Raw genomic sequence first — 13964 nt, forward strand, 5'->3', positions numbered from 1 at the left:
GAGCGGCTCGCCGTGTGACCCCGGGGTGTATCCGAGGAGCGGCCCCGGCCGGTGCCGGGGCCCCACCTCGTGTGACCGGCGGCCTGCGGAAATGACGGAGGGGCCCGTCGGCGGGATCGGCCGACGGGCCCCTTCGAGCGGTGCGCCAGGTCAGTTGCGGCGCTTCTTCAGCGCGTCCCCGCCGAACTTGGCGATGAGGCAGACGACGACGGTGACGGAAAGGCCGATGATGAGGTGGCTCATGGTGTCCTCCTGAGGACTGTTGCTGGTGCTGGTGGGGGGTCGGGGATCGGATGGGTGGAAACTCGTGGTGCGGCGGGTCAGGTGCGGGCGGCGGTGCGCTGTGTGCTCAGCACCGTCCACAGCGCCGCCGGGGTGGCGAAGGTCGCGCCCGTGAGGGTGTTCTCGGGGAACTCCACGTCGTAGGTGTCCTCCAGGCGGACCAGGAGCTCGATGGTGGCCATCGAGTCGAGGCCGGCCTTCTTGAGGTCGAGCGCCGGGTCGAGGGGGCCGGAGTCCGTACTGCGCGGGAGTACCGACGTCAGCAGCTGCTCGAAGCCGGTGTCCCACTGAACGTCAGCGGTGGTCATGGCGGGTCTCCTTACGAAGGTGTGCGGGGCGGAATGTGCGGTCGGGCGGTCGGGGCACGGCTCGTGGACGTCAGGCCTGCTGCTCACGGCGCAGCCGCTGCTTGTCGGTCTTGCCGTTCGGGGTGAGCGGCAGCGCCGGCAGCAGCAGGCAGTCGGCCGGGACCTTGGTGGCCTCCAGGCGGTCGGCGAGCTGCGAGAGCACCTCGTCGGCCGTCAGCTCGGTGACCGCGTACAGCGTGAGGTCGTGGCCGTCGGCGGGGGCGAGTGCCGCGGCCGCCGCGACACCGGGGATGTCCAGGGCCGCGGTCTCGATCTCCAGGGTGCCCATCCGGACACCCTTGCGCTTGAACAGGTCGTCCCTGCGGCCCTCGAAGTACAGGTGCCCGTCGTCGTCGAGGTGTCCGTAGTCCCCGGTGTGCAGCGTCACTTCGCCGGTCACGGGGTCCGGGCGGAACCGCAGCGCGGTCTGCTCGGGGGCCCGCCAGTAGCCGGTCATGACGTGCGGTCCGCGCACGGCTATCTCGCCGACGCTTCCGGACGGCAGGAGCCGGCCCTCGTCGTCGAGGATCAGCACCTCGGTCCCGTCGAGAGCACGGCCGACCGAGCCCGGCCGTGCCAGGTCGCCGTCCGGTTCGAGCACCGTGATCCGCTTGCACTCCGTGGTGCCGAACATCGGCGACACCTGTGCCTTCGGGAACGCGGCACGCAACTGGGCGATGACCGGGCCGGTGAGTGCCGCGCCGGTGTTGGTGAACAGCCGGACGGCGGGCGCCTCACGGCGGTCGCGCCTGGACAGCGTGAGCAGCATCTCGGCGAGCGAGGGCACCAGCGGGACCACGGTCACACCGTGCTCGTGCAGGGTGCCGAGCAGCCCCACGTGCCGGTCGGGCGAGGTGAGTACGGCCTGGGCGCCCGCGATCACGGACAGCAGGATCTGGTAGAGCCCGTAGTCGAAGGAGACCGGCACGGCGACGAGGACGACGTCGTCCTCGCGGTAGCGCAGCCTCTCCTGGATCGCGTGGGCCGCGAAGACGATGGGTGCGTGGGTGCTCACCACGGCCTTGGGCGCCGAGGTGGAGCCCGAGGTGTAGATGAGCAGTCCGAGGTCGTCCGGTCCAACGGCGTTCTCGTCGGATGCGGTGCCGGCGGCCGGGTACAGCGCCTCGGCGCCGAGCCGCGCATCGTCGAGTTCATGGACCGGGCTGCCCGTCAGCTCGCGCAGCACCGCGGCGTCCTGCGCGTCCTGGCAGATCACCAGGGCCGGATCGCAGTCCGGCACCACGGTGTTCAGATGGAAGCGCTTCATCGCCGGGTTGACCGGAACGAAGACGATGCCGCGGCGCAGTGCGCCGAACATCAGGGCGGTGAATTCACGGGTGTTGCCGGTCCGGACCAGAATGCGGTCCTGGTGCCCCACCCCCTGTGCGGTGAGCCAGTCGGCGTACGCGCCTGACCAGGCATCCAGTTCCGCATAGGTCCACACACCCGAGGCGTCGCGCACCGCGGGGGCGTCGGGCCGTGCTGCCACGGCTGCGGCGAGCAGTCCGTGGACGGTATCGGTGCCGGTGTCCGCGGCAACCAGCGTCTGAGTCGTCATCCAGCAACCTCGTGGTCATCGGAACGGGATTCGGTCCGTACGAGCGTGCGGCGAAGGGCTCGAACCGCCCTGGAGTAACGGTGGACCGATGACACACCGCCGGACTCGAGGCGTGCTCGGGCCCCGCTGGAGGCGCGCTCGGTCCGGCACGGCCTGCCCGGGACTCGAGTCCGCTGCGAGGAGGCCGCCCCATGGTGACGCCGGGCAGCAAGCCCCCATGGTGACGACCCCGCCGCGACGACGTCCGACGGGGAAGGAGGCAGCGCTAAATGAACGCGGATTCACGGCAGACCGACGGTTCCGGTGCGGACGGCGCGGCAGGTGAGCAGCCGCTGGACTTCGGCGTCTTCTTCTTCGCAGCGGTCGGCGACCGGGCGCAGGAGACGTACGGACTGATGCTGGACGCGGCCCGTCGGGCCGACGAACTGGGCTTCGGTTTCGTATCGACACCGGAACGGCACTTCCACCGGTTCGGCGGCGCGTTCCCCAACCCGGCCGTCACCTCCGCCGCCATCGCGGCGGTGACCAGCCGCATCCAGATACGGGCCGGCAGCGTTGTGACACCGCTGCACCCGGCCGCCCGCATCGTCGAGGACTTCGCGGTGGTGGACGGTATCTCCGGAGGCCGGGTGGCGATCTCGGTCGGCTCCGGCTGGAACGTCAACGACTTCCTGCTCGCGCCCGAGAAGTACGAGATCCGGCGCGAGCAAATGATCAAGGACGTGACGGACATCAGGGCCGCCTGGCGAACCGGCAGTTGGACCGGACCCAATGCGCTGGGCGCCGAGGTCACGCTGTCCGTCTACCCGCGGCCCGTGCAGGACGAGTTGTCCGTCTGGGTGACCGCGTCGCGCAGCGAGGGCACCTTCCGTGAGGCGGGCCGGCTCGGCTGCAACATCCTCACCCACCTGGAGAACCAGGACGTCGAATCCCTCTCGGGCAAGATCGCCCTCTACCGTCGGGCCCGCGCGGACGCGGGCTGGGAGGGCCCCGGCAAGGTCACCGTGATGATGCACACGTACGTCGCCGACGACGCGGACGAGGCCCGCAGGGTGGGCGGCGGCAGCCTTCGGGACTACCTGCTCTCCGCGATCGACCTGGAGGCCGCCGCGGTCGGGGCCGGCGGCCGGATGAGCGGGAACAAGGAGGGCCGTGACGTCCTCTCCGCGGTGAGCGCCCAGCGCAAGCTCGCCGAACTCGGTGTCAACCGCTACCTCTCCGGCAACTCCCTCATCGGATCCGTCGACGAGTGCACCGAAACGGCTCGCCGGGTGCACGCGGCCGGTGTCGACGAGATCGCCTGCCTGGTCGACTTCGTCGCCGACCCGGAGCTGGTGCTCGGATCGCTGGAGCGGCTGGCCGCGGTGCGCGTCGCTGCCGCGTCCCGGGCCGCCGAGCCCGCCCTCGCCGTCTGAGCCGCGCCGTCGGCCGTCCCTCGCACCATTCCCCTTCCCCTCCCAGGAGGTTGCCCCATGCCGACGATCCTCGCCGTGTCCGGCAGTCCGTCGCCGGTCTCCAGCACCCATCAGATACTGACCCTCGCGGCTGACCGGCTCACCGGCCGCGGGCACCGGGTGGAGACCGTCGCCGTGCGCACCCTGCCTCCGGCCGAGCTGCTCACAGCCGATCTGGAACACCCCCGAATGGCCGAGGCCGTAGCCAAGTTCGCCGAGGCAGACGCCATCGTGCTGGCAACACCCGTCTACAAGGCGGGCTGTTCGGGGCTCCTCAAGTCCTTCCTCGACGTGCTCCCGCAGTACGCGCTGGAGGGGAAGGTCGTGCTGCCGCTGGCCACCGGCGGATCGCTCGCCCATGTGCTCGCCCTGGACTACGGGCTGCGGCCCGTACTGATGTCGATGAAACCGCGTGCCGTGGCGGAGAGCTGCTTCGTCCACGCCGGCGGAATCCGGCACGGTGCGGGCGGTTTCGCCGGACTGGAGCCCGCCGTGGCGAGCCTGCTCGACGAGGCCACGGACCGGTTCGCCGCACTGGTGGAGAGCCTCTCGGACCGCACCGCGCACGATGCCCTGCCCCGCAGGCTGGTCTCGGCCGCCTGAACCCGTTCCGTACGACCCATCGTTCATCCGCCTGTTGATGTACCGAACACGACAGAAGAGGACCCCATGAAGGCTCTGGTTCTGAGCGGCGGTACGGGCAGCCGTCTGCGCCCGTTCAGCTACTCCATGCCCAAGCAGCTCATCCCGATCGCCAACAAACCCGTGCTGGAACGGGTGCTCGACAACATCCGTGATCTCGGTGTCACCGAGATCGGCATCATCGTCGGAAACCATGTGCAGGAGATAGCCGACGTCATCGGTGACGGCTCACGGCTCGGCGTCGAGATCACCTACATCCCGCAGGAGAGCCCCAAGGGGCTCGCCCAGTGCGTCTCGCTGGCCCGGGACTTCCTCGGTGACGACGACTTCGTGATGTACCTCGGCGACAACATGCTCCCCGAGGGCATCGCGGAGGCCGCGGCCGAGTTCCACGCGCTGCGCCCGGCGGCCCAGGTCCTGGTCGCCCAGGTCGAGGACCCGCGGGCCTTCGGTGTCGCCGAGGTCGACGCCGCCGGTGTGGTCGAGCGTCTGGTCGAGAAGCCGCCGGTGCCGCGTTCCAACCTGGCGCTGATCGGCGTCTACTTCTTCACCCCTGCCATCCACCGGGCGGTGGACTCGATCGTGCCCAGCGCCCGCGGCGAGCTGGAGATCACCGACGCCATCCAGTGGCTGGTGACCAGCGGCGCCACGGTCAGGGCCCAGGAGTACCGCGGCTACTGGAAGGACACCGGCCGGGTCGAGGACGTGCTGGAGTGCAACCAGATGCTCCTCGACGGGATCGAGCGCCGCATCGAGGGCGAGGTCGACGCCCAGAGCGTGCTCATCGGAGCCGTCGTCGTCGAGGCGGGAGCCAGGATCACCCGTTCGTTCGTGGAGGGCCCGGTGGTGATCGGCGCCGGAACCGTCCTGGAGGACAGCCACGTCGGCCCGCACACGTCCATCGGCCGGGACTGCGTCCTGTCCGGTACCCATCTCGACTACTCGATCGCGCTCGACGGCGCGACCGTCTCGGCGGTGCGGGGCCTGCACGGCTCGCTGCTCGGCAGGTCCGCGGCCGTCACCGGCATCGAACTGGGCAACCGCCACCACCGTCTGGTGGTCGGTGACCACACCCGCGTGGAGGTCGCGGCATGAACAGGATCCTGGTCACGGGCGGCGCCGGCTTCATCGGCTCGCACTACGTACGCACCCTCCTCGACGGCGGTTACGAGGGCTACGAGGAGGCGGAGGTCACCGTCCTGGACAAGCTGACCTACGCGGGCAACCGGGAGAACCTGCCCGCTTCGCACCCCCGGCTCACCTTCGTCCAGGGCGACATCTGCGACCTGCCCCTGCTGCTCGCCCTCTTCCCCGGCCACGACGCGGTGGTGCACTTCGCCGCCGAGTCACATGTGGACCGCTCCCTCGAGTCGGCGGCCGAGTTCATCACCACCAACGTCGGCGGCACCCAGAACGTCATGGAGGCCGCGCTGCGCTCCGGCGTCCGGCGCGTGGTGCACGTCTCCACCGACGAGGTGTACGGCTCGATCGACGAGGGCTCCTGGACCGAGGAGTGGCCGCTGCTCCCCAACTCCCCCTACGCGGCGTCCAAGGCGGGCTCGGACCTGATCACCCGCGCCTACTGGCGCACACACGGTCTGGACGTCTCCATCACCCGCTGCTCCAACAACTACGGGCCCTACCAGCACCCGGAGAAGCTGATCCCGCGCTTCGTCACCAATCTGCTGGAGGGCGAGAGCGTTCCGCTGTACGGCGAGGGCGCCAACATCCGCGAGTGGCTGCACGTCGACGACCACTGCCGGGCCATCCAGCTGGTGCTCACCGAGGGCCGCGCCGGTGAGGTCTACAACGTGGGCGGCGGAAACGAGCAGACCAACCACCAGATCACCGAACGGCTGCTCGAACTGACCGGCAACGACTGGTCCAAGGTCGTCCGGGTGGCCGACCGCAAGGGCCACGACCTGCGCTACTCGCTCAGCGAGGCCAAGATCGCGCAGGAGCTCGGCTACGCGCCGCGCATCTCCTTCGAAGAGGGCCTGGCCGAGACAGCCGCCTGGTACCGCGACAACCCCGGCTGGTGGAAAGCGGTCAAGCACGCGCCGAAGGAGAACGGGAAGTGACCATGCCCGACGCATCGGAGCGCACGGCTCAGGTCCTGGTCGTGGGTGCCGGGCCGGTCGGTCTGAGCACCGCCCACGAACTGGCCCGGCACGGAGTCCGGGTCCGGCTGGTGGACGCGGCCGCGGGACCGGCCACCACCAGCAGGGCGCTGGCCACCCACGCCCGCACGCTGGAGACGTACGACCAGATGGGCGTCCTCGATGAACTCCTGCCGCGCGGACAGCGGGTGGAGCACTTCACCCTCCACCAGAACGGTCGCCGGCTGATCCGCTTCGACACGGACTACAGCCGGCTGCCCACCCGGTTCCCCTTCACACTCATGATCGACCAGGTCATCACCGAGCAGGTGCTGCGCGACGCGGCGGCCGAACGCGGTGTGCAGGTCGAATGGGGCGTGAGGCTCGACGAGTTCGAGGACCTCGGCGAGGACGGCGTCCGGGCCCGGCTGACGCACTCCGACGGCCGCGCCGAGACCTTCACCGCCGACTGGCTGGTGGGTACGGACGGCGGCCACAGCACCATCCGCAAGCAGCTGGGGCTGAAACTGGAGGGCGAATCGAGCGAGACCTGGCTGATCGCCGACGCGACCGTCGACTGCGACCTGCCCAAGGACAGCATCCACTGGATGCGCACGCCCACGGGCACGGTGATGATGGTGCCGTTCCCCGAGCCGGGGAAGTGGCGGCTGCTCGACACCGCCGAGACCTCCTACGGTGGCGACGACACCATGGTGGCCCGCCGCTTCTCGGCGAAGATCAGTACCGGTACCGGCAGGCCGGCTGTCGTCCACTCACCCTCCTGGGTCTCGGTGTTCACGATTCAGCAGCGGATGATCGGCCGGATGCGTTCGGGCCGGGTGCTGCTGGCCGGCGACGCGGCACACGTGCACAGTCCGGCGTCCGGACAGGGCATGAACACCGGTGTCCAGGACGCGGTCAACCTCTCCTGGAAGCTGGCGGCGGTACTGCGCGGTGAGGCGCCCGACTCCTTCCTCGACACCTACAGCGCCGAACGCGTGCCGGTGGGAGCGGAGTTGCTGCGCACCACCCGGATGGCGACCATGCTCGTCCAGCTCCGCAGCCGCAGGGCGGCCGCCGGTCTGCGCGCGGCCTTCACCGTGCTGCGCTCGCTGCCCCCGCTGAAGGGGCGCATCCAGCGCAAGATCATGGGCGGCATGTCGGCGCTCGGTCTGGACTACGCGGCCGGTCCGCTGGCACACGACGGCCCGCCGACCGACGGCATCCGCCCCGGTGAACGGGTTGCCAGGGTCACCGCGCCGGCGCTCGCCGCCGGCCCCGGCTGGCAGGAGCTGATCCGCGAACTGCGGCGCCCGGAGTGGCTGCTGCTCACCTTCGGACAGGCTCCCGACGAGACCTACGGGCCCTCCGTCCGCACCCGCACCGTGAACGTCCCCGGCCCCGACGCGCTGTCCGACCCGGGCGCGCGCCTCTCCACCGAGCTGGGCGCCCCCGATGGCACCTGGCTGCTGATCCGCCCCGACGGTTACCTGGCCGCCAGGGGCACGCACGCGCAGTCCCCCGCGCAAGCACTGGCCGCGTTGGGGATCCAGCCCGCCAAGGCCGTCCAGCCCGCTCACTGAGCACAGCGGCCGGCTCACTGAACACGGCAGAAGGACCCGCCCCGAGAGCTCCGGGGCGGGTCCTTCTGCTGGGCGCCGGGCCACCGCCTCGGCATCAGGCGATGCTCTCCCGGACCCGCCCGTACATCTCGAGGCACCTCTCGTAGGACGGCAGCAGCCCGCGCTCGGCGGCCTCGGCCACCGTGGGTGCCTCCGCGTCCTTCGTGGAGAGCAGGGGTTCCCCGGTGAGCCAGCGCGCCCACGGCAGTGCCAGCTCCGGGTCGAACGCCCGCAGGTCCAGCTGGGTGCCCGGCTGGTATTCGGTCGAGCAGAGGTAGCTGATGCAGGTGTCGTCGGTCAGCGCCACGAAGCCGTGCGCGAGCCCCTCGGCCACGTAGACCGCGAGCCCGTTGCGCGCGTCGAGGATCGTGGTCGCGTGCCTGCCGAACGTGGGAGAGCCGATCCGTACGTCCACCACCACGTCGAGCAGCACCCCCCGCACACAGCTGACGAGCTTGGCCTGCCCCGGCGGGATGGACACCCCGTGCAGCCCGCGCACCGTGTTGCGTGCCGAGGAGGAGTAGTTGACCTGGCGCGGCACGAAATGGTGCCCGGTGGCGGCGGCGAGCTGGTCGTATCTGTACGACTCGTGGAAACTGCCGCGGGGGTCCGTCAGCAGCTGCGGCATGATGCGGTACGCGTCCGGTACGGCGGTCTCTTCGATCCTCATGCGGCGGACCGTAGGCGCCCCTACTCAATTTCCGGTAGCGCCGCATGACCACCTGTCCAGCGGTCCGCGAGCGGGACACCTCACAGTTCCGCTCAAACCGCGGAAACAGGAGGTAGGGACGGTGCCGGTGATCGACCGAAGGACAGGCGGCAAGGGCGGGGGCGCGGCCGGATCGGTGGTGGTGCTCGGCGCCACGGGGTTCGTGGGACGGCACACCTGCGAGGTCTTCGCCGCCGCGGGCTGGACGGTGACCGGGATCGCCCGCGCCGCCCCCGTGGCGCCGGCCGGGTACGACGTCGTCCCGCTGGACGTGGTGCGCGCCGGGCCGAAGCGGCTGGCGGAACTCCTCGACGAACGGGCCGCCGATGTGGTGGTGAACGCGGCGGGCGCGGTCTGGCGGGTGACCGAGGACGAGATGATGCGCGCCAACGCCGACCTGGTGCGCCGGCTGATCACCGCCGCCGGACTGGCGGCCGGCCGGCCGCGGCTGATCCAGCTCGGTTCGGTCCACGAGTACGGCCCGGTCCCCCGCACCGGGATCACCGAGGACATCCCGACGAGACCGGTCACCCCGTACGGCCGCTCCAAGCTGGCCGGTGCACGGGCCCTGCTCGACGCGGCCGAGGCGGGCGATGTGACGGGCCTGGTGCTGCGTGTGTCGAACGTGTCGGGTCCCGGTACCCATCCGGCGAGCCTGCTCGGCATGGTGGCCCAGCACCTCGCCACGTCAGCCCCCGAGCCGCTGCGACTCGCGCCGCTGCTCGCCCACCGCGACTTCGTCGACGTACGCGACGTCGCCGAGGCGGCCCTGGCCGCCGCCCGCTCCGACGCCTCGGGGCGGGTCGTCAACATCGGTGGTGGCCAGGCCGTCTCGGTGAGCACCCTGGTGGTCAGACTGACCGAACTCGCGGGAGCCGCGGCCCGGATCATCGAGGCGCCCCGCGCGGGCGGGCGACCCCCCGAGGCCGAGTGGCAGCGGATGGACATCGCACTCGCCGACACCCTGCTCGGCTGGCGGCCCCGGCGCGGCCTGGACGACTCCCTGCGCGACCTGCTCGCCCAGGCCCGTGCCTGCGCCGATCGCGAGTCGTTGTCCAGCGCTTATCAAGTCCCCCCGTCAACGATGGCCGTGTCGGGTCACCGCTGAGGGCTTCGTGCCGAACTGACGACCATGGAGGCAGCCGGAATGAATGAGACCAAGGCACGAATTCTTGAGCAGGTGCGCGAATACCACCTGGAGAAGGAGCCGTCGCGCGAGTTCGAACCCGGAACCAGCGAGATCTGGCCGTCCGGCGCGGTACTGGAGCCGGAGGACCGCATGGCGCTGGTCGAGGCGGCGCTGGACATGCGGATAGCCGCCGGCACCAGCTCCCGCAAGTTCGAGTCCAGGTTCGCCCGCTACATGAAGCGGCGCAAGGCGCACCTGGTGAACTCCGGATCGTCGGCCAACCTGCTCGCCATGTCGGCGCTCACCTCGCCGCACCTGGAGGACCGCCGTCTCAAGCCCGGGGACGAGGTCATCACCGTCGCCGCCGGATTCCCCACCACCGTCAACCCGATTCTGCAGAACGGGCTGATCCCCGTCTTCGTCGACGTCGAGCTGAAGACGTACAACACGACCGCCGAGCGCATCAAGGCCGCCGTGGGGCCCAGGACCCGCGCCATCATGGTCGCCCACGCACTCGGCAATCCCTTCCAGGTCGCCGAGGTCGCCCAGATAGCCGAGGAGAACGACCTCTTCCTCATCGAGGACAACTGCGACGCGGTCGGCTCGCTCTACAACGGACAGCTGACCGGCACCTTCGGCGACCTGACGACGGTCAGCTTCTACCCCGCGCACCACCTGACGATGGGTGAGGGCGGCTGTGTCCTCACCTCGAACCTGGCGCTGGCCCGGATCGTCGAGTCGCTGCGCGACTGGGGCCGGGACTGCTGGTGCGAACCGGGTGAGAGCGACCGCTGCTTCAAGCGCTTCCAGTACCAGCTCGGCACGCTGCCGGCCGGATACGACCACAAGTACATCTACTCGCACGTCGGTTACAACCTCAAGGCCACCGATCTGCAGGCCGCGCTCGGCCTGACCCAGCTCGACAAGGTCGACGACTTCACCGCGGCCCGCCGCCACAACTGGAAGCGGCTGCGGGAGGGGCTGGAGGGCGTGCCGCATCTGATCCTGCCCGAGGCCACGCTCGGCAGCGAGCCCAGCTGGTTCGGGTTCGTCATCACCGTGGACCCGGACGCGCCGTTCCAGCGCAAGGCCTTGGTGAACTTCCTGGAGGAGCGGAAGATCGGCACCCGCAACCTGTTCGCCGGCAACCTCACCCGGCAGCCCGCGTACGTGGATGCTCCGCACCGGATCGTGGGCGACCTCACCAACTCCGACATCATCACCGAGCAGACCTTCTGGATCGGCGTCTATCCGGGGCTCACGGACGAGCACACCGACTACATGGCCGCCTCGATCCGGGAATTCGTCGCCCGCTGGTGAGTCTCCCCCAGCAGTCCTCCAGCACAGCTTTCCCGAAGAGGAGTGAGCGTACATGTCGTCCACATTTGCGGAGCTGACCGAGTCCCGGGGGGTGGTCAAGCCCCGTGAACCGGTCTCGGTCGCCGAGCGGATCGCCGCATCGGCGGCCGTCACCGACGGTCTCCTGAGTACGTGGGAGTTCCACAACTGGTTCACCGAACGCCGGAAGGCGGGCCGCTTCAGCGTCGAACGCGTGCCCTTCTCCCGGCTGCGCGGCTGGTCCTTCGAGCCGGGCACCGGAAACCTGGTGCACTCCAGCGGACGCTTCTTCAGCGTGGAGGGCCTGCACGTCACCACGGACGACGGCCCGCACAAGGAGTGGTACCAGCCCATCATCAAGCAGCCCGAGGTCGGCATCCTCGGCATCCTGGTGAAGGAGTTCGACGGCGTTCTCCACTTCCTGATGCAGGCGAAGATGGAGCCGGGCAACCGCAACCTGCTCCAGCTCTCCCCCACCGTGCAGGCGACCCGCAGCAACTACACCAAGGTCCACAAGGGTACGGACGTCAAGTACATCCAGTACTTCACCGGTGCCGGGCGCGGCCGGATCCTCGCCGACGTGCTGCAGTCCGAGCACGGCTCGTGGTTCTACCACAAGAGCAACCGCAACATGATCGTCGAGGTGGACGGCGACGTGCCGCTCGACGAGGACTTCTGCTGGCTGACCCTGGGGCAGATATCCGAACTGCTGCACCTGGACAACCTGGTCAACATGGACTCCCGCACGGTGCTCGGCTGTCTGCCCGCCCATGGCGTGGACTCCACCAGCGGCGAGGGGTTCGGCCGGTCGCTCGCCCGCTCCCGCGACCCGCTGGCCGGCGCCCTGCTCAGCGATGTCGACCTGCTGTCGTGGTTCACCGCGGAGCGTTCGCGCTACGACGTGCGGGCCGAGCGGATACCGCTCGACGACGTCCCCGGCTGGACCCGGGACGAGTCCAGCATCGGCAAGGAGGACGGCCGCTGGTTCAACGTGGTGGCCGTCGAGGTGCGGGCCGGAAACCGTGAAGTGACCAGTTGGACGCAGCCGTTGATCGAGCCGAGCAGCCGGGGCATCGCCGCCTTCCTCACCCGCTCGTTCGACGGTGTGCTGCACGTACTCGTCAACGCGAAGATCGAGGGGGGCTTCCTCGACACGGTCGAACTCGCGCCCACCGTGCAGTGCTCCCCGGAGAATTTCGAGGGGCTCGACGTCCGCCCGCCGTTCCTGGACCTGGTGATGTCGGCGCCCGCCGAACGCATCCGGTACGACACCGTCCACTCGGAGGAGGGCGGGCGGTTCCTGTACGCCGAGAACCGCTATCTGGTCGTCGAGGCGGACGAGAACGAGGCCCCGACCGACCCTCCGGCCGGGTATCAGTGGGTAACGATCAGCCAGCTCACGGCGCTGATCAAGCACGGACACTACGTCAATGTGCAGGCCAGGACCCTTCTCGCCTGCCTCAACGCCATGGGACACATGACGGATGACTGAACGACCCCTGCGGATCGCCGTTCTGGGTACGGCCGATATCGCCCGCCGCCGGGTGATGCCCGCCATGATGGCCGATCCGGACGTCGAACTGGCCGTCGTGGCGAGCCGGGACGGCGGCCGTGCCCAGGAGGTGGCGGACCGGTTCGGCTGTGCCGCGGCCGGATCCTACGACGCGGTCCTGGAGCGGGACGACGTGGAGGCCGTGTACATCCCGCTCCCTATCTCCCTGCACGCCGACTGGGCGGAGCGGGCGCTGCGGGCGGGCAAACACGTACTCGCCGAGAAGCCGCTCACCACGGACCGCCGGGCCACCGAATCGCTGCTCGGCCTGGCCCGCTCCTCGCGGCTGGTGCTGATGGAGAACGTCATGTTCGTCCACCACCCCCAGCACTCGGTGGTGCGGGAACTGGTGGCGAGCGGCGCCATCGGCGGGCTCCGGGCCTTCAGCGCCGCGTTCGCCGTACCCGCACTGCCGGCGGGCAACATCAGGCACCGCCCGGAACTCGGCGGCGGCGCCCTGCTCGACGTGGGCTACTACCCGGTGCGCGCGGCGCTGTACTTCCTCGGTACGGGCCTGGAGATCGTCGGCGCGGCGCTGGAGGGGGTGTCCGGCTCCCGCGTGGAGACGTCGGGCGCGGTGCTCGTCCGCTCACCGGCCGGTGTGCTCGGCCAACTGGCCTTCGGTATGGAGCACTCCTACCGGTCGGCGTACGAGCTCTGGGGAAGCACGGGACGCATCCGCGTCGAACCGGCGTTCACGCCGTCCGCCGACCACAGGCCGGCGGTCTGGATCACCGACGCACACGGGCCGCGCGAACTCGCACTCGCTCCGCACGACCAAGTCGCGGCCACGGTGCGGGCATTCGTCTCAGCGGTCCGCGCCGACGCCGTCGAGTCACCGGATGCCGCGGAGTGTCTGGAGCAGGCCACCCTGCTCGACGCGATCCGGGCACGGGCGACAACGAACACTGTGCCGCACCTTGCGCGGCAAGAGGGGACCGACCATGACCGTGACTGATCAGCCGGCGCCGCAGACCGCTGCCGTGCGGGTCGCCGAACTGCACGTCCTTCGCGAGCAGGCCCGGCTCGGCCCCAGCACGAAAGCCACCGAGGCGCAGCACGCCAAGGGCAAGCTCACCGCACGGGAGCGCATCGAGCTGCTGCTGGACCCCGGCACCTTCCAGGAGGTCGAACAGCTGCGGCGGCACCGCGCGACGGGCTTCGGGCTGGAGGCGAAGAAGCCGTACACCGACGGTGTCATCACCGGCTGGGGCACGGTCGACGGGCGGACG

13 protein-coding genes are annotated in these 13964 nt (G+C 70.1%); 10 read left to right on the forward strand and 3 right to left on the reverse strand.

Annotation, left to right across the window (positions count from 1 at the left end):
* Positions 1-320: 320 nt before the first annotated feature.
* Complete coding sequence (locus tag ACFVJX_RS35180; RefSeq protein ID WP_384128063.1) at positions 321-590, reverse strand: phosphopantetheine-binding protein; 270 nt, start codon at positions 588-590, stop codon at positions 321-323.
* Positions 591-660: 70 nt separating this feature from the next.
* A complete protein-coding gene (locus ACFVJX_RS35185) occupies positions 661-2187 on the reverse strand; it encodes an AMP-binding protein (RefSeq protein ID WP_384128061.1) in 1527 nt (508 codons plus the stop codon).
* A gap of 269 nt (positions 2188-2456) precedes the next feature.
* On the opposite strand from ACFVJX_RS35185, the gene ACFVJX_RS35190 reads away from it, so the two are divergent.
* The 5 genes from ACFVJX_RS35190 (at position 2457) to ACFVJX_RS35210 (ending at position 7965) form a co-directional block, all read left to right on the forward strand.
* Entirely contained in the window at positions 2457-3602 is a 1146-nt protein-coding gene (locus tag ACFVJX_RS35190; protein ID WP_384128059.1) for a MupA/Atu3671 family FMN-dependent luciferase-like monooxygenase, read from the forward strand.
* A 57-nt stretch (positions 3603-3659) separates the two neighbouring features.
* Entirely contained in the window at positions 3660-4244 is a 585-nt protein-coding gene (gene ssuE / locus ACFVJX_RS35195) for an NADPH-dependent FMN reductase (protein WP_384128057.1), read from the forward strand.
* Between the two features lie 66 nt (positions 4245-4310).
* On the forward strand, positions 4311-5378 hold the full coding sequence (locus ACFVJX_RS35200; RefSeq protein ID WP_384128055.1) for a glucose-1-phosphate thymidylyltransferase: 1068 nt from the start codon (positions 4311-4313) through the stop codon (positions 5376-5378).
* Complete coding sequence (gene rfbB, locus ACFVJX_RS35205) at positions 5375-6364, forward strand: dTDP-glucose 4,6-dehydratase (RefSeq protein WP_384128053.1); 990 nt, start codon at positions 5375-5377, stop codon at positions 6362-6364. The genes ACFVJX_RS35200 and rfbB overlap by 4 nt, the downstream gene beginning before the upstream one ends.
* Positions 6365-6366: 2 nt before the next feature.
* On the forward strand, positions 6367-7965 hold the full coding sequence (locus ACFVJX_RS35210) for an FAD-dependent oxidoreductase (RefSeq protein ID WP_384128051.1): 1599 nt from the start codon (positions 6367-6369) through the stop codon (positions 7963-7965).
* Between the two features lie 94 nt (positions 7966-8059).
* On the opposite strand, the gene ACFVJX_RS35215 is transcribed toward ACFVJX_RS35210, so the two are convergent.
* On the reverse strand, positions 8060-8674 hold the full coding sequence (locus ACFVJX_RS35215; RefSeq protein WP_384128049.1) for a dTDP-4-dehydrorhamnose 3,5-epimerase family protein: 615 nt from the start codon (positions 8672-8674) through the stop codon (positions 8060-8062).
* A gap of 127 nt (positions 8675-8801) precedes the next feature.
* On the opposite strand from ACFVJX_RS35215, the gene ACFVJX_RS35220 reads away from it, so the two are divergent.
* From ACFVJX_RS35220 to ACFVJX_RS35240, 5 genes are all read left to right on the forward strand, one after another.
* Entirely contained in the window at positions 8802-9821 is a 1020-nt protein-coding gene (locus ACFVJX_RS35220; protein ID WP_384128047.1) for an NAD-dependent epimerase/dehydratase family protein, read from the forward strand.
* 39 nt (positions 9822-9860) lie between these two features.
* Positions 9861-11162, forward strand: a complete 1302-nt coding sequence (gene rfbH, locus ACFVJX_RS35225) for a lipopolysaccharide biosynthesis protein RfbH (RefSeq protein ID WP_384128045.1) — start codon at positions 9861-9863, stop codon at positions 11160-11162.
* Positions 11163-11214: 52 nt separating this feature from the next.
* On the forward strand, positions 11215-12672 hold the full coding sequence (locus ACFVJX_RS35230) for an NDP-hexose 2,3-dehydratase family protein (protein WP_384128044.1): 1458 nt from the start codon (positions 11215-11217) through the stop codon (positions 12670-12672).
* Positions 12665-13690, forward strand: coding sequence for a Gfo/Idh/MocA family protein (locus tag ACFVJX_RS35235; RefSeq protein ID WP_384128043.1), 1026 nt, complete (start codon positions 12665-12667; stop codon positions 13688-13690). Before ACFVJX_RS35230 ends, ACFVJX_RS35235 begins: the two co-directional genes overlap by 8 nt.
* A partial coding sequence (locus ACFVJX_RS35240) for a carboxyl transferase domain-containing protein (protein ID WP_384195820.1) occupies positions 13677-13964 on the forward strand: 288 nt, incomplete at its 3' end. The genes ACFVJX_RS35235 and ACFVJX_RS35240, both read left to right, overlap by 14 nt.

Origin of the sequence: Streptomyces sp. NPDC127177 (genome assembly GCF_042672475.1) — a bacterium.
GTDB lineage: Bacteria > Actinomycetota > Actinomycetes > Streptomycetales > Streptomycetaceae > Streptomyces.